We start from the raw sequence: 21,677 nt of genomic DNA on the forward strand, positions 1-21,677 counted from the left end.
AAAATATTTATGCTATATAACATAGAGAGTTGATAATGTTAGTGCTAAGATTATTATAACAATAAATACTATATTGTGGTAATAAAAATAAAATAATTTTGGACAAAGGCGTTCTAGAGTGGATATAAGAATGCCTTTATTTTTATACCATTATTTAAGAAATAATTTAATAATTAATGAAATTATGAACAAGGGGATGTTATAAATGTTAAAAAATGATTTACCAAAAATAATAAGTGAAAGTTTACCTGGACCAAAAGCTAAGAAAATTATAGAACGACGTAAAGAAGCTGTACCAAGTGCCATAAAATGCGTGTATCCTGTTGTCATTGAACGTGGAGAAGGGGCTGTGATTGAAGATGTAGATGGAAATAAATTTTTAGATTGGATCGGTGGAGTTGGGGTACTAAATGTGGGATTCGGCCATCCTGAAATTATTGAGGAAGTAAAAAAACAATCAGAAAAATATTTTCATGGGATGTTTAATATAGTTACTCATGAAGGATATGTGAAATTAGCTGAAAAGTTAAATGAAATTGTTCCTGTTAAAGGTGATAAAAAGAAAACATATTTTGCAAATAGTGGTGCAGAAGCAGATGAAAATGCAATAAAGGTGGCAAAAGCATTTACTAAAAGACCTAATATAATTTGTTTTTCAGGAGCATTTCATGGAAGAACTAATTTAACTATGGCAATGACATCTAAAAAAGCATATGCAAAAGGACTTGGACCATTTCCAGAAGGAGTATATAGGGCGGAATTTCCCTATCTTTATAGAAAGCCAAAGGGAATGAGTGATAATGAAGCTATAGAGTATTATATAAATTCTATATATAAAGTATTTGAAGAATGTTCATCTGCTGAGTATATAGCAGCAATTGTTGTTGAGCCTGTACAAGGTGAAGGAGGATTTATTCCTGCACCAATAGAATGGGTTAAAGCTGTACGTAAAATATGTGATGATAATGGAATATTGTTGATTGCAGATGAAGTACAAAGCGGATTTTGCCGTACAGGAAGAATGTTTGCAAGTGAATATTGGAAAGAAGAAGGAGTTATGCCAGATATTTTAGCTACTGCAAAATCTATTGGTGCAGGACTTCCACTTAGTGCAATTGTAGCAAGAGAAGAAATAATGGAAAGTGTTCTTGGAGGAACCATTGGAGGAACTTATTGTGGTAATCCATTAGCATGTGCAGCAGCAATTAAAACTATAGAAATAATGGAAAGAGATAATTTTGCAAAACGTTCTTTAGAAATAGGTGAGAAGGTTCAAAAGAGATATAGAGAATGGATGGAAAAATATGATGTAATAGGTGATGTAAGAGGTCTTGGAGGAATGATTGGAATGGAATTTGTTACAGATAAAGAATCTAAAAATCCAAATACAGCAATTGTTTCAGAAATAATAGAAGAGGCAGTTCAAAATGGACTTATGTTAGAAAACTCAGGAACTTGTGGACAAGTAATACGATTTTTAGCGCCTCTTGTAATGACGGATGAACAATTAGAAGAAGGCCTTAAGATTTTTGAAAGAGCTATAGAAAAGTTCAGTAGCAAAAATTAAGATCAAAAATAAATATGGAGATGAATTTTGATGAGATTTAATTACAATTTACCAGTAAATATTATATTTGGAAGAGGACGAGTTGAAGAATTAGGAGTTGAGACTGCTAAGTATGGTAAGAAAGCATTAATTGTTACAGGAAAAAGCAGCACAAAGAAAACTGGTCTGTTAGATAAAGCTGTATCTTTACTTGAAAAAAATAAAATTAAAGCTGTGATTTTTGATAAAGTAGAGCAAAACCCGTTAACGACTACTGTCTACAAAGGAGCAGATATTGCAAAAGAAGAGAGGTGTGATGTTATTGTTGGCCTTGGTGGTGGAAGCATAATGGATGCTGCAAAGACAATTGCTTTTGTTACATTAAATGAAGGAGATGTTTCAGATTATATATATGGAAAAAAATTAAGTGACAAAGCACTTCCTATAATATTAGTTCCTACAACTTGTGGAACAGGAAGTGAAGGAAATGGATTTGCAGTATTAACAAATCCTGAGAATAATGATAAAAAATCTTTAAGATGTAATGCTATAATCGCAAAGGCATCCATAGTAGATCCAGAGCTTATGACTACAATGCCAAAGCATATTTTAGCATCAGTTGGGTTTGATGCACTTTCTTTGTCACAATATGGAGGCATATATATCTAAAAATGCCCAGCCAATTACTACAATGATGGCACTACAGGGAATTGAATTAATAGGAAAAAATTTAGTTAGAGCTTATAAAAATCCAGAAGATATGGAAGCATTTGATGCGATAACATGGGCAAGCACATTAGGTGGAATGGTAATCAATACTGCTGGGGTAACAGCATCACATGGCATGGAACATCCTGCAAGTGGATTAAGAGATATTGTACATGGAAGAGGCCTCGCAGCATTGACACCTGTTATCTATGAGGAATCAATATGTGTAGCGCCTGAAAAATTTGCTGTAATATCAAAATTATTGGGTGGAGCTGATGAAAATGACTGTGTAAAGTCAATAAGAAAATTATTAAAAGATATAGATTTAGAGACAACACTTAAAGAGCAGGGGATAAAAGAAGAAGATATAGATTGGATGTCAGAAAATTGCTTAAAGGTATCTCAAGGAAGTATGAATATTCATCCTGTGAAATTTGAATTAGAAGATATTAAAAGAATATATAGAAAAGCACTTTAATAAAGTAGTATCAGAATTTAATTTGAATTAAATAAATTACGAGTAAGGTGAATTTATCATGAAATTAAAAGATGTAAAACTATCAAAAGAAGAATTAAAAGGATTAGTAAGCAAATATATGATTGATACTTACGAAAGATTTGATTTTGTAGCAGAAACTGCAAAAGATATGTACTTGTATGATGAAGGAGGTGATGGATATTTAGATTTTTATGGTGGTATTGCAGTTAATAGTGCAGGGAATTGTAATGAAAAAGTAGTAGCCGCTATTAAGGATCAGGTAGAAGATATAATCCATACATTTAATTATCCATATACAATTCCTCAAGCATTACTTGCAAAATTAATTTGTGAGACAATAGGGATGGATAAAATTTTTTATCAAAGTACAGGGACAGAAGCAAATGAAGCAATGATAAAAATGGCAAGAAAATATGGAGTGGATGAATATGGACCAAACAAATATAATATTGTAACAGCTAAAAATGGTTTCCACGGAAGAACATATGGATCTATGTCAGCAACAGGACAACCTGATAATGGATGTCAAATTGGATTTAAGCCAATGGTACCTGGATTTACTTATGCTGAATATAATAATTTGCAAGCATTTAAAGATGCATGTACGGAAAATACAATAGCTATAATGATTGAACCAATACAGGGAGAAGGTGGAGTACATCCAGCAACACAAGAATTTATGCAAGGGCTTAGAAAACTCTGCGATGAAAAAGGAATGCTACTATTATTGGATGAAGTTCAAACAGGATGGTGCAGAACCGGTAAAACTATGGCGTACATGCATTACAATGTAAAACCGGATATTGTGTCAATGGCGAAAGCTATGGGAGGCGGAATGCCAATAGCAGCAATATGTGCAACTGAAAAAGTGTCTAAAGCATTTACACTTGGATCTCATGGAACAACTTATGGAGGAAATCCAGTATGTTGTGCTGCTTCATATGCACAAATTAATGAATTAATTGATAAAGACTTAGCAGGAAATGCTGAAAAGATGGGAGAATATCTTAAAGCTAAGTTAAAAGAGTTACCACATATAGTAGAAGTGCGTGGAAAAGGATTATTAGTTGGGGTTGAATTTGACCAAAATATTGCTGTAGATGTTAAGCATGCATGTTTTGATAGAAAGCTTTTAATTACAGCTATTGGAGGAAATACAATTCGTATGGTTCCACCGCTAATATTAAATGAAGAGGATTGTGATAAAGCTTTTGAAATAATAAAGGAATCAGTAGATGACGTTGTTAAATAATCTGCATTAATTAAAAGCCTGTTGAGTATCTCAATAGGCTTTTTGAATATTAATATTTGAAGATGAGTAGTAGTTAAGCTTATGTTTATAATCGAAGAAATAATGTGATGTTTTTAATAATGAATTAAAAACATGAGAAATATTGGACGAAAACGTGAATTTATGTGAAAATTTTGAAGAAATGAAAATTAATGATTGAAAATTAAAGCCTTTAATGATAATATAAGTATAGAATTTAGTACAAGCTAAAAGTATAAAAAATAATTTAATAGGGCAAAGCAGTTGAAAAGCTGTGACGCAAAGCTAAAGGGCCTTTTCCTAATGGATGGCAGCCAGTTGCATTTTACATAAGGGGCTATTTCATTTAAAAAATGCAATAAAGCTCTTTTTTAATGCCTTTGTCTATTTATAAATAGGAGGAAAAAATGAGTAAAAAAATTTTGATATGTGATGATACTATATTTATGAGAAAGATGCTTAGAGAAATTTTGACAGAAAACGGTTATGAGGTAGTTGGAGAAGCTGAAAATGGAAAAGTGGCCATAGAAAAATATAATCAGTTAAGTCCAGATTTAACTTTGATGGATATAACTATGCCGGAAATGGATGGAGTTAATGCACTTATTGGGATTCTTGAAAGTGATGTTGATGCCAATGTAATCATGTGTTCTGCAATGGGACAGGAAAACGTTGTAGTTAGTGCAATAAAAGCAGGAGCCAAAGACTTTATAGTTAAACCTTTTAAAAATGAAAGAGTAGTAGAAGCGGTAAGAAGAACAATCGGAGATTAATGATGTATTAACCTAAAAAATCTAAAATAAATATGTTTTAAAACCAAAAGGAAAAAGCTCGTAGGCGAGAGAATTCTCAAGTCTACGGGCTTTTTATGGAGGCACCACCCAGATTTGAACTGAGGAATAAAGGTTTTGCAGACCTCTGCCTTACCACTTGGCTATAGTGCCTTAATCTTAATTAAATATCTTATATTAATAATATAGCTAAATTGAGAAAAAATGTTACTAAAAAATCTCATTTAAAAATAAAATCTGCATAAGCCTAGAAAAATAGGACTTATGCAGATTTTATTTTTAAAAGTAACATACAGAAACACAAATCATATTATATATGGACATGACTAAAGAGTAAGCAGACTGCCCCTGTCTATTAATTTACCTTTTCTAAGATAAATTGGCTCAATGTCATATTTAAAAAGAAACTCTTTTATTTTATTTCCGTACTTGTAATATGATAAATCACCAAAGAAAGCCATCTTGTTATTTGAAATCATTCCACCAACGCCACCTATAAATCCATAATTTAAAGATGGAAGTAGTATATCACCAGGAGGTACCAATAATATATCAAAATCATAATTTTTTAATACGTTAAAAATTCCTTTATCACTAGTTATCAATGAATTTTCTCTCACCGGCAGTATAGAACACTTGGTATAACCTTGAGGCACAGAAATAACAATTTTATAAGTTTGAGAACCAAGTAGATTTTCATCAGTATATTTTGTATTGTGTATGAAATATTTATCGGTTATAAATGCATTTAAAAAAATATCTCCAGGATATGTATTAGACAAAGTATTTTTTGAAACAATATATTTTATGTTGTTATCAAGTAGAAAATTTTTAAAATTATTATGGATTTTATTATGGATTATTACTTTATGTTCACTATCATTTTTTAAAATATTCATTTGAATATCTGGATGACCATTAATTGCTTTATATACAAGATCACATTGTGGTACCGATATAACATTAAGGTTTAAAGCAGAAAGATTCAATAATTCTTCTTTACTAATTCTATAATCAACAAAACAATACATTGAAAAACTCCTTAAGATTTATTTTATTAGAATGTTGCTACAATTATATTTTTATTCTATATATAACATGGTGTCAATAAATTTAATTTATATCTAAACATTATAGGAAAATATTCAACTTACAATTATTTAGGGAAAAAACAAATAAAATTATACATACAAATATTAAGAAGGGAGTGAAATCCATGCTTATTTTAAAATTAGCTTATGATGATGATTTGTCTTTTTCGAAAGATTTGCAAGAGCTAAGAGAACGACTTAAGAAGAAAGATATTTTAATAGGGCTTGTAGAAAGCATAGAAGGCAAGACTCATATAATTAAAATAATCTGTGAAGAAAATTGCTATAATGAAAAGATAAAAGAAATTATTAATATGTATGTTAGCAATATTTTATATAGAATTGTTATTGAGAATTATAGAAAAAAAGAAATGTTCGAGTTTTTAACTGATAATTATTTTTTCTTAAAGCAAAATGAAATATTAGAAATAGAAAATGAAATAATGAAAGTATTAAAATGTGAAGATTTAAATGATAAAGAAGGTAGCGTATATTGTTTAAATAGAATAAATTCTATAATAAACAAAATACAAGAATGCATAAGTGAAAATCAGGAGATAAATGTTGATGGTTTTTTAACATTTAGAATGAGAAAGTTACGAAAAGAAATAGAAGAAGTAATAGAGAAAGTAATTGAGATGTACATGGTAGAAAAAGAATATAATGAGTTTGTAAAACTGTTAAAATATTTTGTTAATATTCAAGAATGCAAGATAGAGGAAGTAAACATTATTATTAATGAAGATAATAAATATAAAGTAGAAGATAAAGAAGGAAGAGATTTATATAAAGATTTTTTAAAGGAATTAACTGGAGATGAAAAAGATTTAGAAGTGAATATCGAAGATATATTGATCAGTGGTCTTATAACAAGTTCTCCAGAGAATATAGTCATTCATGGAAAGGAAAATTGCAATAATAAAGAGTTCCTTGAAACTATTGAAAATGTATTTGGAAACAAAGTGAGATATTGTGATAAAATAGATGAGTGTATAGAAATAAAAAATATGAGTAAAAATGTTGACATATATAAATAATGATGATATACTCATATTCGTTAAGAAGAAACAGCCGTTTCTCACCCTGCAGTGTCTAATGATTACTAGTAGAGGTTATATGTCTATGCATTATTTTGATTGAGATGACGGCTATTATGGCCGTCTTTTTTATTGTGTATAGATATTTTTCGGAGGTGAAAAAAATTAGTAAAGATTATTCTATTAATGACCAAATTAGAGAAAAAGAACTAAGAGTAATTGGAAGCGATGGAGAACAATTAGGTGTTATTTCATCAGCAGAAGCAAGAAGAATTGCTGAAGAAAAAGATTTAGACTTAGTAATGATTTCTCCTAATGCAAAACCACCAGTTTGTAAGATTATGGACTTTGGTAAATACGTATATGAGCAATCAAAAAAAGAAAAAGAAGCTAAGAAAAAGCAAAAAGTAGTAAATATTAAAGAAATTAGAGTAAGTCTTAATATTGAGGAACATGATATTGACATAAAAGCAAAAAATGCAAGAAAGTTCCTATTAGATGGAGATAAAGTTAAAATTACTGTTAGATTTAGAGGGAGAGAAATGGAATTAGGTCACATGGGTGAAAAAATTCTTGAAACTTTTATATCTAAATTAGAAGATGTCTGCCTAGTAGAGAAAAGACCAAAAAGAGAGGGCAGAAACATGACATTAGTTTTAGGGCCTAAAAAGGCATAACTTGAGAGGAGGATTTTAATCATGCCAAAAATGAAAAGCCATAGAGGTGCAGCAAAAAGATTCAAAAAGACAGGTACAGGAAAGCTTAAGAGAGCTAAAGCATTCAAGAGCCACATCTTAACAAAGAAGAGCTCAAAGACTAAGAGAAATCTTAGAAAAACTGGATATGTTTCAAAATCAGAAGCTAAAGTAATTAAGAAATTATTACCATACCTATAAGATAGAGTTGGTACAGGAGGTTTAAGTAATGGCAAGAGTAAAGAGAGCAAAGAACGCTCGTAAAAATCATAAAAAAGTTTTAAAACTTGCAAAAGGATATTACGGTGGAAAAAGTAAGTTATATAAAACTGCTAATGAATCAGTAATAAGAGCATTAAGAAATGCATACGTTGGAAGAAAGAACAAGAAGAGAGATTACAGATCATTATGGATCGCTAGAATCAATGCAGCAGCTAGAATGAACGATATGTCTTATTCTAAGTTCATGAACGGATTAAAAGTTGCTGAAGTTAACATCAACAGAAAAATGTTATCTGAAATAGCTATCAATGATCCTAAAGCATTTGCTGAATTAGTAGCAGTAGCTAAAAAAGCTTTAAATGCTTAATTAAAATGCGGCTTTAAGTCGCATTTTCTTTATATATATTTAAAATAATATATAATATAAGTAAGTTTATTTAGGTATAATAGTAATAGAACTATTATATCTATTTTTATTAGGATTTATTAACCTAGAGGTGATTTAAATATGGAAAAGAATATAAAGAAATTCAAGCTACATCCAGTTCAGATATTGTCTTTAGGCTTTGCGATAGTAATATTAATTGGTGCAATTTTATTGAGTTTACCAATATCATCAGTAGATAACAATTATACAAACTTTTTAGATGCTTTATTTACATCAACATCTGCAGTTTGCGTTACTGGGCTTATAACAATAGATACTGGTACGTATTGGAATGCTTTTGGGCAGTGTGTTATTTTGATGTTAATTGAAATTGGTGGACTTGGATTCATGTCATTAACCACCTTTATAGCTGTTCTTTTAGGTAAAAAAATAACTCTTAGAGACAGACTGATAATGCAGGAAGCTATGAATACCTTTAAGATAGAAGGATTAATAAAAATGTTACAATACGTTCTTGGATTTACAATAATAATACAGCTTGCTGGAGCAGTTCTGTTATCGACTCAATTCATACCTCAATTGGGATTAAGTAAGGGGATTTTTTTCAGTATTTTTCATTCAGTTTCTGCTTTTTGTAATGCTGGATTTGATTTAAATGGAAATTTTAACAGTTTAACAGGATATGCAAATAATTCTATTATTTTGTTAACACTTAGTTTTCTAATAATAATAGGTGGGTTGGGTTTTACAGTGATAATAGAATTGTACAATTTTCAAAAGAAAAAGAAATTATCAATAAATTCCAAAATAGTTTTGTTAGTAACTGGAACTTTAATTATCATTGGAACAATATTGATGTTATGTTTTGAATATAAAAATCCAGAAACATTAGGAATGATGAATGCAAAAGACAAGTTGCTTAATGCATATTTTGCAGCAGTTACTCCAAGAACAGCTGGGTTTAATAGTATATCTACAGATAGCATGAGTATGGCGGGTAAATTTATTACAATAATACTTATGTTTATTGGTGGATCGCCAGGATCAACTGCTGGAGGTCTTAAAACAACAACTGTTGGAATTTTAGTTCTTACAGTAATATGTGTACTAAAAGGAAGAGAAGAAACGGAAGCATTTGGAAGAAGATTTTCAAAAGAAACAGTTTATAAATCATTTACAATAGTAGCTGTTGGTGTTATGTGGGTTGTTATTGTTACTTTGATGTTAACTATACTAGAGCCTCAACATTCATTTATTAATTTGTTTTATGAAGCAGCATCAGCATTTGGAACAGCTGGACTTAGTACTGGTGTAACTCAAAGTATAGGAGGATTAAGTAAAATTTTATTAATAATGAGCATGTATATTGGAAGAGTTGGACCTTTGACAGTTTTATTTGCTATTATTAATAGAAATAAGAAAAAAGGATATAAATATCCGGAAGGAAAAATACTAATTGGATAGGGGAATGATTAAAATGTCAAAAAAGCAATTTCTTATTATAGGATTAGGTAGATTTGGATCCTCTATAGCAAAAACAATATATGAACTAGGCCATGATGTGCTGGCAATTGATAAAGATGAGGAAAAAGTACAAGAAATTTCAGATTATGTAACTCATGCAGTGCAAATGGATTCAACGGATGAAAGCATACTGAAAACTTTAGGTGTAACAAACTTTGATGTGGCAGTAGTTACTATAGGATCTAACTTACAAGATAGTGTAATGGCTACTCTTATTTTAAAGGAATTAGGAGTAAAATATATAATAGCAAAAGCTAATAATGAACTACATGCAAAAGTATTAACGAAAATAGGGGCGGATAAGGTTGTTCTTCCTGAAAGAGATATGGGTACAAGAGTTGCTCACAATCTTGTTTCTTCAAATATATTGGATTATATAGAATTATCCGAGGAATACAGCATATTAGAGATAGAAGCAATTAAAGAATGGTTTAATAAGTCACTAAAAGAGATTGAAATTAGAAAAAAACATGGGATAAATGTTGTTGCTATAAAGAGAGGAGAAAAGGTTAATATATCACCTTCAGCAGAAGATATTATAAAAGAAAATGATGTTTTAGTTGCTCTTGGAAGTGCTAAAGATCTTAATAAATTTGAAAGTATGATTTCAAGAAAAAATAAGTAGAGGTGTAAATTTGATTTTTATAGAAAGTAAAGAAAATAATTTATTTAAAGAAACTAAGAAGCTTAAAGAAAGAAAACATAGAAATAGAAATAATAAATATATAATTGAGGGCTTTAGATTGATAGAAGAAGCATTTAAAGCTGATTTGCCTATTGAATATTTAATTATAACTAAAGAAGAAAATGAAAAAATGACTACATATATTGAAAAATATTTAAAGGATGATATAAAGATTTATTTGATGAGCGATAGTTTGTTTAAAGAATTAATTTCAACAGAGCAACCTCAAGGTATACTTGCTGTAGCTAATATGCAAAATAATTATTTAAAAGAAAATGGAAGCTTCTATTTATTATGTGATAAAGTTCAGGATCCGGGGAATCTTGGTACAATAATTAGAACGGCACATGCTGCAGGTGTAGATGGAATTATACTTACTAAAGGTACTGTTGACATATATAATGAGAAAACTATAAGATCAACAATGGGATCTTTATTTTATATACCAGTTGTTTATGATGATGAGAATTTATCTTTAGTAAAAAAGCTAAAGGAAGAAAGTTTTAAAATACTAGTAACATCATTAGAGACGGATAAGGATTTTTATGAAGAAGATTTGAAAGGAAGAATATTATTAACTGTTGGTAATGAAGGAAACGGAGTTAGTGATGAAATTTACGAAATTGCTGATACAAAGGTAAAAATACCTATGCCTGGTAATGCTGAATCCTTAAATGTTGCAATAGCTACTTCAGTAATAATATATGAAAAAATTAGACAGGAAAGATGTAAAAATTAAAAAATAATATTGATATTTTTAAATTTTATTTGTATAATGAATTATATTAATTGCATATAAAAAACGTTGAATGAGAAAAGTAGATATTATGAAGTTTTAAGGGAGAGAAGGTCATAGACTGTAAGCCTTCTTAAATGAATTGATATTGAAGTTCACTCAGGAGTTCCAGTTGTGAAATTATAGTAGTGACTGGCGGCAAAAAAAGTCGTTAATTAAATTAAGTTGGGTTAATCTTGAGTAAGAAAACCAATTAGGGTGGTAACGCGATAATTCGTCCCTTTCTGTATGAAGGGGCGATTTTTTTATGCAAATTTATAAATTATCAATTTTATATGAAATTGAACTTGTTTGAAAGGAGAAAAATAATGAAAGAAAAACTTAAAGAATTACAAGAACTTGCATTAAAGAAAATTGAAGATGCTAAAAGCAGTAGCGATTTAGAAGAAATAAGAGTAAAGTTCTTAGGTAAAAAAGGAGAACTTACTACAATATTAAGAGGTATGGGTCAAGTGTCTCCAGAAGAAAGACCTATAGTTGGTAAATTGGTTAATGAAGCTAAAGCAGCAATAGAAACAAAACTTGAAGAAATAGTTAATTCTATTAAAGAAAAAGAAAAAGCTAATAAACTTGCTAATGAAACTATTGATATTTCACTTCCAGGAAAGAAAAAAGTTATAGGAAAAAGACATCCTCTTGATTTAACACTTCAAAAAATGGAAGAAATCTTTATTTCAATGGGATTTACAATTGAAGAAGGTCCAGAAGTAGAACTTGATCACTATAATTTTGAGGCTTTAAATATTCCAAAGAATCATCCAGCCAGAAGTGAACAAGATACTTTCTATATTAATGACAATATAGTTTTAAGAACTCAAACTTCACCAATTCAAATTAGAACAATGGAAAAACAAACTCCACCAATAAAGATGATATCTCCAGGAAAAGTTTATAGATCAGATTCAGTAGATGCTACTCACTCACCTATATTCTATCAAATGGAAGGCCTTGTAATTGATAAAGGTGTTACTTTTGCAGATTTAAAAGGGACTTTAGAGCTATTTGCGAAGAAGATGTTTGGAGATAAGGTTCAAACTAAATTTAGACCTCATCATTTCCCATTTACAGAACCATCAGCTGAAATGGATGCAACTTGCTTTGTATGTGGCGGAGAAGGATGTAGAGTATGTAAAAACAGTGGTTGGATAGAACTTTTAGGTTGTGGTATGGTTCATCCAAATGTTCTAAGAAATTGTGGGATTGATCCAGAAGTTTATAGTGGATTTGCTTTTGGATTTGGTGTAGATAGAATGGTTATGCTTAAGTATGGTATAGATGATATAAGATTATTATATGAAAGTGATATGAGATTTTTAAATCAATTTTAGATAATATTTTATTTTAGAGGAAATTTGAATTCTTGGGAAATCATTAATAAAAGTGTGAAGTATAAATATTATAAAAAATTTTCTTTAATAGCTAAAGTTTTGCAATAAAAAAATATATATTCCTAAGAATATAAGAATATAAGAATATAAGAATATAAGAATATAAGAATATAAGAATATAAGAATATGCTTATTTTATGGGGGCAGAAGGGATTCTTTTAGTGGAAACACATACTCATATACGTTTAAATAGGAACGTATCACATTGTTGTGATGCGGGCTTTACCACTAAGCCGTATCTAGCTAAGTGGTAAATGCCACCGATTCGCACCAAATACAAGATTTTGGATCTCTGCTTAAGGAAACATCTTCATCAGTAGATGAAGATGGGCCATACTGCTAGACTCGTACATCACCAAGCATTATATGCCAAAGAGTAGATATTGTTAACTTGGGGAATTTTGTTATTTGATGTGCTTTGAGGTAAGTAATAAAATAAAAAAATGGAATTTTAATAAAGATTTCAAAAACTCAATGTACTTTGACTATAAATGCAAGTATATATGAAAATTAGTTATTTGTACATTGAAAAAAAGGAGGATATAAAAATGAAAGTACCATTTACTTGGTTACAAGATTACGTTGATATAAATGTAAGTCCTAAGGAGTTAGGAGATAAATTAACATTAACAGGTTCTCAGCTTGAAGAAGTAATAATTCAAGGAGATACTATTGATAAAGTAGTTACAGGAAAAATTACAAAGATTGAAAAGCATCCAGATGCAGAAAAATTAAGTATCTGTCAAGTTAATATTGGAAGTGAAGAAATTCAAATAGTAACAGCTGCTACTAATATGAAAGAACAAGATGTTGTTCCAGTTGCACTTCATGGTTCAACGTTAGCAGACGGAACTAAAATAAAGAAGGGGAAGCTTAGAGGAGAAGTATCGAATGGTATGTTCTGCTCAGAAGAAGAACTTGGAATTGCTGGAGATGAGCCTGTACATGGATTGATGATATTACCACAAGATACTGCTCTTGGAGTTGATATTAAAGAAATCTTGGGATTAAATAAAGCTATATTGGATTTTGATATAACTTCAAACAGACCAGACTGCTTAAGTATGGTTGGTATGGCAAGAGAAACTGCAGCCGCACTTAGAACTTCGTATAAAATGCCAAACTTGGACTATAAAGCTGAGTGTAGTATAAATATAAATGATGAATTAAAGGTAGAAATTAAAGATGATCTTTGCTACAGATATATGGCGAGAGGAGTAAAAAATGTTAAAATTGCTCCGTCACCAAGCTGGATGCAAGAAAGACTTCTTGAAGCTGGAGTAAGACCAATAAATAATATTGTTGATATAACTAACTTTGTAATGCTTGAAATTGGTGAGCCGATGCATGCATTTGATAAAAGAGAGCTTACAAATAATAAGATAGTTGTTGAAAGAGCTAAAGAAGGTGAAAAGTTCACTACTCTAGATGAAGTTGAAAGAACTTTAGATAGTAGTGTTCTTTGTATAAAGGATAATAAGAGAACAATAGGATTAGCTGGAATAATGGGGGGATTAAACTCAGAAATCAAAGATGATACAACAGAAGTTGTATTTGAATGTGCAAACTTTGATGGAACTAATATAAGAGTCAATTCTAAAAAGCTAAACTTGAGAACAGAAGCTTCATCAAGATTTGAAAAGGAAATAGATCCAAATCTTGCACAATTAGCAATAGATAGAGCATGTGCTTTAGTATGTGAATTAGATGCTGGAGAAGTAATGGAAGGCACAATAGATGTATATAACAATAAAAAGGAAGCAGGAAAAGTTATTGTTAATTCTAAATGGGTTAATACGTTCCTTGGAACAGACATATCTATAGAAGAAATGAAAAGATGCTTAGACAGCGTTGATTTATTTACAGAAATTGATGGTGATAATTTAGTAGTAACAGCTTCAACTTTTAGAGTTGATATTGCAATTAAAGAAGATATAGCTGAAGAAATAGCAAGGATTTATGGATATGATATCATACCAACTACAATATTTAAGATTTCAACTGAAAGAGAACCACGATACAAAAAAGGTCTTTTAGATGAAAAAGTTGTATTATTTGCAACAGGTAGTGGCTTAAATCAAGCTATAAGTTATTCTTTTGTATCACCTAAGGTATTTGATAAAATAAATCTTCCAAAGGATAGTGAACTTAGAAATGTTGTTAAGATTAAAAATCCATTAGGTGAAGACTATAGCGTTATGAGAACTACAACATTACCATCAATGATGGAATGCTTGGGAAGAAACTACTCAAGAAATAATTCATATGCAAGATTATTTGAAATGGGTAAAATATATATTCCAAGTGGTGAAGAAGATAAACTTCCAACTGAAAAGAATATTTTAACAATTGGTATGTATGGAGATTGTGATTATTTAGATCTTAAGGGTACTGTTGAAAATATTACAGAAGGTCTTGGAGTGAAAAGTGCTAAGTATATTCGTGAAAGCGAAGATCCAAGTTATCATCCTGGCAAGACAGCAAAATTGGTTGTTAGAGGGAAGGAAATTGGAGTTTTAGGAGAAATTCATCCAGATGTTTCTGAAAATTATGGTGTTGATACTGAATGTTATGTGGCACAAATCAACTTAGATAATTTATATGAAGCAGCAGATATGGATAGAAAGTATAAACCATTACCTAAATTCCCAGCTGTGACAAGAGATATTGCACTTCTTGTTGAAGACAGTGTATTAGTTCAAGAAATTGAAGACTGTATAAGAAAAGCTGGTGGCAATATAGTTGAAAAGGTAGAATTGTTTGATATTTATAAAGGAAAGCAAATTCCAGATGGTAAAAAGAGTATAGCATATGCAATTGCTTATAGAGATGAAAATAAAACATTGACTGATAAAGATGTTAATAAAGTTCACGAGAAAATACTGAGATCTTTAGAATATAAATTAGGAGCAACACTTAGAGATTAATAATTAAGAAATTAATAAAGCCGAAATAAATTATAGCATGAATTTATTTCGGCTTTTTTGGTGAAAATCCTATAAATTTGTAATATAAATATTACTTAAAATGTGGAGATCTGCAATTTGGAAAGATTCAATTAAGATAAATTTATTTTTTATATTAAATTTATCTTAATTTTTTAAAGTTTTAGAAGGAAAAATAGATTATATATAGAATATAACTTAAGAAAGTGGTTTAAAGTGGTGTAAAGTGGATAGAAATAGAGCAAATAACCATATTAGTATTAAAAGTGGAGCTGATAAATATGTTTTTTGGTGAATATCAACATGCATTAGATACTAAAAACAGAATAATTGTGCCAGCGAAGCTTAGAGAAGAACTTGGAAATAAGTTTGTTATTACCAAGGGACTAGATGGGTGTTTATATGTTTATCCACTGGCTGAATGGAAAATTCTAGAAGAGAAATTAAAAACTTTACCTTTGACCAACAAAGATGCTAGAGCTTTTGTTAGATTCTTTTTTTCTGGCGCTTGTGAAATAGAGTTAGATAAGCAGTATAGAGGAGTAATTCCACAAAACTTAAAAGAATATGCAGGCATAGAAAAGGACATAGTAAGTATAGGAGTATTATCTAGAGTAGAAATTTGGAGCAAAGAAAAGTGGGATGAATATAATGAGTCAAATATAGATTTTGATTCTATTTCAGAGAAGATGAATGATTTAGGAATATAAGGAGTTTTTATTATGGAATTTAAGCATGTATCAGTCTTATTAAATGAATGTATAGAAGGACTAAATATAAAGCCAAATGGGACGTATGTTGATTGTACTTTAGGCGGTGCTGGGCATTCTTCACACATATTAAAGAATCTATCAAAAGATGGAGTTCTTGTTGGAATAGATCAAGATAGAGATGCCTTAACAGCAGCTAAGGAAAGGCTTAAAGATTATGATAATGTTAGATATGTTCACAGCAACTTTTATAATATAGATAATATTTTAAGTGACTTGGATATTGAAAAAGTAGATGGAATTTTAATGGATTTAGGAGTTTCTTCATATCAGCTAGATGAGGCATCAAGAGGTTTTAGCTATATGCAGGATGCACCTTTAGATATGAGAATGAATAGAGATAATGATTTTTCAGCATATGATATTGTAAATAATTATAGTGAAGAACAATTATATAAAATAATTAAAGATTATGGAGAAGAAAGGTTTGCTAAAAGAATTGCTAATTTTATAGTAAATGCAAGAGAAATAAATCCTATACAAACTACTTTAGAATTAGTGGAAATAATAAAAAATGCTATTCCTGCTAAAGCAAGGAGAGAGGGGCCTCATCCTGCTAAGAGAACTTTCCAAGCTATAAGAATAGAAGTGAATTCAGAACTTAAAATATTAAATAAGACAATAGAAGATGGAGTGGAAAGACTAAATAAAGGCGGAAGAATGGTTATAATAACATTCCATTCTTTGGAGGATAGAATAGTTAAATTAAAATATAGAGAATTGGAAAATCCATGCACCTGCCCTAAAGAATTTCCTATGTGCGTGTGTGGCAAGAAGCCAACAATAAAGGTACTTACTAGAAAGGGATTAGCTCCATCAAAAGAAGAAATTGAAGAAAATCCAAGAAGTAGAAGTGCAAAAGTTAGAATATTAGAAAAAATTTAGTAATTATTTGTTTGTATAATTTATTATGTTTATTTGAGTAGGGATGTGAATAAAATGAGAAAAGGAGAATATGATTATATAAAAGGTAGTACAGCAACAAAACCAGCTAGAAGAAGTAATGTACAAAATCCAAACAGAGAATATAAAGAAACACATAAGGTAAAACAAGACAGAAAAGCAAAATTAAAGACTAAAAAGAAAAATGATAGGCGATATGTCCTTAGTGTAGCAGGAATAATTTTATGTTTTGGATGTGCTACTATTTTAGGAGATAGTAAAGTTTATAACATGCAAAAGCAAGTCCGCCAGTTAAATACTGAAATTAATCAAATGCAAGAAGAAAACGAAGCATTAAAGGTTAAAATATTGAAATTTTCTTCATTAAGTAATATACAAGAAAGTGCAGAAGCGAAACTTGCAATGGTTATGCCACAAAAGGAAGATACCATAAAAGTAAACTTTTCAGAGAACTATTTTAAAAATGTAAAAGATAAAACTGAAAATGAAGAAAATCATAAAGAAAGTAAAGGCGGAATAATTTCAAAATTATTTGGCTTTACAAAATAGTGATTTTGTATATTTAACTGCTTCACATAAAAGGAATTAAGCTATCTATAAAAATAGATGGGGGAAGAAAGTTGAAAAGAAATAATTATAAAGATAGAGCAAAAATGAGGCAAAGAATGAGCATCGTAATCTTAGGATTAACAGTTGTTTTTGCTATCTTAACTACTCGATTAACTTATATAATGACTGTTAAAAGACAGGAATATGCTGCAAGAGCGGAAGAACAATGGACTAGTGAAGTAAAAATAGATGCTATAAGAGGAAAAATATTGGATAGAAATGGAAAAGAACTTGCTGTATCTGCCAATGTATATAGAGTTGACTTTGATTTAAATTCAATAAGATCATATTTAAAACGTGATCTTACAGAAGATAGAATTAGAGAACTTAACAGTATAGGTATAACTGTCTCTAAAGGGAAGACAGAACTTACAATGGATGATATTGCACCAGCTATTGCCACTGCTCTAGACTTAGATGTTAATAAGGTAAAAGAAAAATTAGAAACTAAGCTTCCAAGTGGTGCTCAAGCAGGATCTGCAACTCTTATAAGAAGAATTGAAAAAGAACAGGCTGATAAAGTTAAAGCGCTTAACATTAGTGGCGTATTGGTATCTCCAGATACAAAAAGATATTATCCTAATAATAATTTCTTAGCGCATGTACTTGGAAGTACTAATATTGATGGTACGGGTCTTACAGGTGTAGAACTAGAGTATAACTCGTATTTATCAGGTGTTCCAGGAATGAAAATTACCGAGCTTGATAAAAACAATAATGATTTACCATATACAATATCTCAATTTACTTCTCCGGTAAATGGTAAGGATGTAACTCTAACAATAGATGAAAATATACAGTATTTCGCTGAGAAAGCAGCCAAACAAGCTTATGAAGATAATATGGCAAAAGCAGTTTCAGTATTAGTAATGGATCCTCATACTGGTGAGATTCTTGCAATGGTTAATAAACCTGATTTTGATCCTAATGAACCATATGAAGGATATGAGAATTTTGATGGAGCTAATAAAAGTGAGCAAATACAAAAAATGTGGAGAAATAGACTTGTAAATGATACATTTGAACCTGGTTCTATTTTCAAGGTAATTACTGCAATCACTGCTCTTGAAGAGGGGCTTGTTAATGAAAATAGTACATTTTTCTGTGGAGGTTCTTATTCAGTAGGAGGTATACATCCGAAATGTTGGAGGACTCAGGGACATGGGACTCAAACTTTTCCAGAGATTATACAGAACTCATGTAATGTAGCATTTATTCAATTAGGACAGCTTATTGGAAAAGAAAAATTAAGTGAATATATAAATAAATTTGGATTTGGAAAAACTAGTGGAGTAGATTTGCCGGGAGAAGCCTCTGGTATTGTAAAGAAAGTTGATAATATTTCAGAAGCTGATTTAGCTACCATATCTTTTGGACAGACTAATACGGTAAATTCAGTACAGTATATGGCTGCATTAAATGCTATTGCAAATGGTGGAACATTAATACAACCCCATGTAATGAAAGAAGTAACTCATGAGGATGACAATGGAGTGAAAATAGTAGATGAAGCATTTAGCCCTAAAAAAACTACAGTTGCGAGTGAAGAAACTACTAAAGCTCTTAGAACATATCTTGAAAGAGTTGTTATGTATGGATCTGGTAATAGTACATTCATAGAAGGATATCATATTGGAGGCAAGACTGGTACTGCACAAAAAGTTGAAAATGGAAGATATCAAGATGGAAAATATATATCATCTTTTGTTGGGATGGCACCAGTAGATGATCCAAAGGTAACTATAATGATTACAGTAGATGAACCAAGTAATGGTGCTTATTACGCAGGTCAAGTTGCTGCACCATATGCAAAAAATCTATTTATGGATATATTTAATTATTTAGATAATAAATTCTCAGATGAAAATACGAGTCAAATATCTAGAGATGTGGTAATCCCAGATGTTAGAAATCTTAAGGTTGACGAAGCTAAAAAAGTCTTAAAAGAAGCTAAATTAGATTTTACTATTGATGGCAGTGGTGAAAAAGTTGTAGACATGAGTCCATACCCAGGATATTCTGTAAAAGAAGGATCAAAAATAAATCTTTACACAGGAAGTGACGCGACTTATAATAATAATGTTGCAATGCCTGATGTTAGAGGATACAGTAAAGAAAATGCAGAAGCTCTACTAAGTGGCTTAGGTATAACTTCTTCTTTTGAAGGAGAAGGAACTATAGCTGATCAAAGTATTTCGCCAGGAGAAATAGTAAGTAAGGGCACAAGTGTTAAATTTACATTGAACTCAGATTATGAAGATTAATCAAAAGATAAGATATAGCATGTGGGATGCTCACATGCTATATTTTTTTAGATATATAAAATAAGAGAGTGAGGTTGTTTTATGGAATTAAAAAATATTTTAACAAATATAGATTATGAACTTGTATGTGGAAATGTTACTAGTACAATAAATAAAATTAATTATGATAGTAGAAAAGTTGAAGAGAACGATATATTTGTATGCATAAAAGGTTTTGCTACAGATGGTCATAAGTATATTAATAAGGCTATAGAAAATGGAGCAAAAGTAATAATAATTCAAGATGATGTAAAAATACAGAACGAAAATATTATTGTAATAAAAGTAAGTGATACAAGAAAAACATTGGCATGTATAGGGGCAAATTACTATAATAATCCAAGCAAGAAGATGAAGGTCATAGGAGTCACAGGAACTAATGGTAAAACAACAACTACTTTTATGATAAAGGATATATTAGAAGCAGCAGGGAAAAAAGTAGGCTTAGTAGGGACAATAGCAAATTATATTGGAAAGGAAAAAATTCATACTGAGAGAACAACACCTGAATCTCTAGAACTTCAAGAATTATTTAGTGAAATGGTAGAAAAGGGTGTGGAATATTGCATAATGGAAGTATCTTCACATTCTTTAGAGTTAGATAGAGTCTATGGAATACAGTTTGAAGGTGGAATATTTACTAATTTAACAAGGGATCATTTAGATTTTCATAAAACATTTGAAAATTATTATAAAGCAAAATTTAAGTTGTTTGAAAGATCACGTATAAAATTAGTTAATATTGACGATAATTACGGAAAACAAGTAATTGAAGACTTAAACTTATTAAATGCCAAGGATATATATTCATTTTCTCTTAAAAATAAATCAGATTTTAAAGCATTTGATGAAAATATGGGAAGTAAAAATATTAACTTTAAAGTCAAATTAGATAAGGAAGAGGAATTTGTTTTAAATATTCCGGGCGATTATAATGTTTATAATTCTTTAGGTGCAATAGCCATGTGCTATAAGCTTGGAATAGATATAAATGCTATTAAAAAAGGAATAGAAGAAACTTTAGTACCTGGAAGATGTGAAAGAGTTTGCAAAGAATACAACCTTCCTTATGAAATAATAGTAGATTATGCTCATACTCCGGATGGTCTTTTAAATATACTTGAAACGGCCAAGGCATTTACAAAAGGAAAATTAATTTCTGTATTTGGATGTGGTGGGGATAGAGATAAAGTAAAAAGACCTCAAATGGGAAAAATAGGAGTAGATATATCTGATGTAGCAATAATAACTTCAGATAATCCAAGAAGTGAAGATCCAATGTCTATAATAGAAGATATAAAGGCTGGATTAGATAAAAATAACTATATAATAATAGAAAATAGAAAAGAAGCTATAAGAAAAGCTATTTCAATTGCTAAGAAGGATGATGTTATTGTAATTGCTGGAAAAGGCCATGAAACATATCAGATTTTAAAAGATAAAACTATACATTTTGATGAAAGAGAAGTAGTAAAAGAAATACTTGATTCAATGAATTAAGTATTAA

At 30.1% G+C, this 21,677-nt stretch carries 18 protein-coding genes, 1 tRNA gene, 1 pseudogene, 1 riboswitch and 1 other annotated feature; of the genes and pseudogenes, 18 read left to right on the forward strand and 2 right to left on the reverse strand.

The annotated features are described in order from the left end of the window. Positions 1-205 precede the first annotated feature (205 nt). The 4 genes and pseudogenes from CNEONATNEC86_RS09005 to CNEONATNEC86_RS09020 all read left to right on the forward strand — a co-directional run bounded on the left by CNEONATNEC86_RS09005 (position 206) and on the right by CNEONATNEC86_RS09020 (position 4,796). Positions 206-1,567, forward strand: a complete 1,362-nt coding sequence (locus CNEONATNEC86_RS09005) for an aspartate aminotransferase family protein (protein WP_058294904.1) — start codon at positions 206-208, stop codon at positions 1,565-1,567. 30 nt (positions 1,568-1,597) lie between these two features. After that, positions 1,598-2,732, forward strand: a pseudogene (locus CNEONATNEC86_RS09010) (iron-containing alcohol dehydrogenase). A gap of 58 nt (positions 2,733-2,790) precedes the next feature. Then, complete coding sequence (locus CNEONATNEC86_RS09015) at positions 2,791-4,005, forward strand: aspartate aminotransferase family protein (protein ID WP_159135849.1); 1,215 nt, start codon at positions 2,791-2,793, stop codon at positions 4,003-4,005. A gap of 262 nt (positions 4,006-4,267) precedes the next feature. Beyond that, a riboswitch (cyclic di-GMP riboswitch) is annotated at positions 4,268-4,349 on the forward strand. 81 nt (positions 4,350-4,430) lie between these two features. Next, entirely contained in the window at positions 4,431-4,796 is a 366-nt protein-coding gene (locus CNEONATNEC86_RS09020; RefSeq protein WP_058294907.1) for a response regulator, read from the forward strand. 96 nt (positions 4,797-4,892) lie between these two features. Here CNEONATNEC86_RS09020 and CNEONATNEC86_RS09025 read toward each other — a convergent pair. Both CNEONATNEC86_RS09025 and CNEONATNEC86_RS09030 read right to left on the reverse strand, forming a co-directional pair. Further along, positions 4,893-4,967 (reverse strand) — tRNA-Cys (locus CNEONATNEC86_RS09025). A gap of 173 nt (positions 4,968-5,140) precedes the next feature. Beyond that, entirely contained in the window at positions 5,141-5,845 is a 705-nt protein-coding gene (locus CNEONATNEC86_RS09030) for a DUF6873 family GME fold protein (RefSeq protein WP_125148404.1), read from the reverse strand. Positions 5,846-6,030: 185 nt separating this feature from the next. Here CNEONATNEC86_RS09030 and ytxC point away from each other — a divergent pair, with 185 nt between their 5' ends. The 14 genes from ytxC to CNEONATNEC86_RS09100 all read left to right on the forward strand — a co-directional run bounded on the left by ytxC (position 6,031) and on the right by CNEONATNEC86_RS09100 (position 21,670). Next, positions 6,031-6,942, forward strand: a complete 912-nt coding sequence (gene ytxC, locus CNEONATNEC86_RS09035) for a putative sporulation protein YtxC (RefSeq protein ID WP_058294909.1) — start codon at positions 6,031-6,033, stop codon at positions 6,940-6,942. A 155-nt stretch (positions 6,943-7,097) separates the two neighbouring features. Beyond that, a complete protein-coding gene (gene infC / locus CNEONATNEC86_RS09040) occupies positions 7,098-7,619 on the forward strand; it encodes a translation initiation factor IF-3 (protein WP_159116106.1) in 522 nt (173 codons plus the stop codon). Positions 7,620-7,640: 21 nt separating this feature from the next. Then, positions 7,641-7,838 (forward strand): 50S ribosomal protein L35, encoded by a 198-nt coding sequence (gene rpmI, locus CNEONATNEC86_RS09045; RefSeq protein WP_058294910.1) that lies wholly within the window; start codon positions 7,641-7,643, stop codon positions 7,836-7,838. Between the two features lie 28 nt (positions 7,839-7,866). Next, positions 7,867-8,226: a 50S ribosomal protein L20 gene (gene rplT / locus CNEONATNEC86_RS09050; protein ID WP_058294911.1), complete on the forward strand. Its 360-nt coding sequence runs from the start codon at positions 7,867-7,869 to the stop codon at positions 8,224-8,226. 141 nt (positions 8,227-8,367) lie between these two features. Then, complete coding sequence (locus tag CNEONATNEC86_RS09055; protein ID WP_159135850.1) at positions 8,368-9,711, forward strand: TrkH family potassium uptake protein; 1,344 nt, start codon at positions 8,368-8,370, stop codon at positions 9,709-9,711. A 13-nt stretch (positions 9,712-9,724) separates the two neighbouring features. Beyond that, entirely contained in the window at positions 9,725-10,396 is a 672-nt protein-coding gene (locus CNEONATNEC86_RS09060; RefSeq protein WP_058294913.1) for a potassium channel family protein, read from the forward strand. Positions 10,397-10,406: 10 nt separating this feature from the next. Beyond that, positions 10,407-11,195 (forward strand): TrmH family RNA methyltransferase, encoded by a 789-nt coding sequence (locus tag CNEONATNEC86_RS09065; protein WP_159116108.1) that lies wholly within the window; start codon positions 10,407-10,409, stop codon positions 11,193-11,195. A 57-nt stretch (positions 11,196-11,252) separates the two neighbouring features. Further along, positions 11,253-11,477, forward strand: a binding site (T-box leader). 83 nt (positions 11,478-11,560) lie between these two features. Then, a complete protein-coding gene (pheS, locus tag CNEONATNEC86_RS09070; RefSeq protein WP_159116109.1) occupies positions 11,561-12,580 on the forward strand; it encodes a phenylalanine--tRNA ligase subunit alpha in 1,020 nt (339 codons plus the stop codon). 608 nt (positions 12,581-13,188) lie between these two features. Further along, complete coding sequence (gene pheT / locus CNEONATNEC86_RS09075) at positions 13,189-15,567, forward strand: phenylalanine--tRNA ligase subunit beta (RefSeq protein WP_159135851.1); 2,379 nt, start codon at positions 13,189-13,191, stop codon at positions 15,565-15,567. A 299-nt stretch (positions 15,568-15,866) separates the two neighbouring features. Beyond that, a complete protein-coding gene (mraZ, locus tag CNEONATNEC86_RS09080; RefSeq protein ID WP_058294917.1) occupies positions 15,867-16,295 on the forward strand; it encodes a division/cell wall cluster transcriptional repressor MraZ in 429 nt (142 codons plus the stop codon). A 12-nt stretch (positions 16,296-16,307) separates the two neighbouring features. Further along, entirely contained in the window at positions 16,308-17,240 is a 933-nt protein-coding gene (gene rsmH, locus CNEONATNEC86_RS09085; RefSeq protein WP_058294918.1) for a 16S rRNA (cytosine(1402)-N(4))-methyltransferase RsmH, read from the forward strand. Positions 17,241-17,294: 54 nt separating this feature from the next. Next, on the forward strand, positions 17,295-17,807 hold the full coding sequence (locus tag CNEONATNEC86_RS09090; protein ID WP_230132133.1) for an FtsB/FtsL family cell division protein: 513 nt from the start codon (positions 17,295-17,297) through the stop codon (positions 17,805-17,807). A 71-nt stretch (positions 17,808-17,878) separates the two neighbouring features. Next, positions 17,879-20,131 (forward strand): stage V sporulation protein D, encoded by a 2,253-nt coding sequence (locus CNEONATNEC86_RS09095; RefSeq protein WP_058294920.1) that lies wholly within the window; start codon positions 17,879-17,881, stop codon positions 20,129-20,131. A gap of 81 nt (positions 20,132-20,212) precedes the next feature. Then, on the forward strand, positions 20,213-21,670 hold the full coding sequence (locus CNEONATNEC86_RS09100; protein WP_159135852.1) for a UDP-N-acetylmuramoyl-L-alanyl-D-glutamate--2,6-diaminopimelate ligase: 1,458 nt from the start codon (positions 20,213-20,215) through the stop codon (positions 21,668-21,670). The last annotated feature ends 7 nt before the right edge of the window (positions 21,671-21,677 follow it).

This window comes from Clostridium neonatale (genome assembly GCF_900465025.1).
Taxonomy (GTDB): domain Bacteria; phylum Bacillota; class Clostridia; order Clostridiales; family Clostridiaceae; genus Clostridium; species Clostridium neonatale.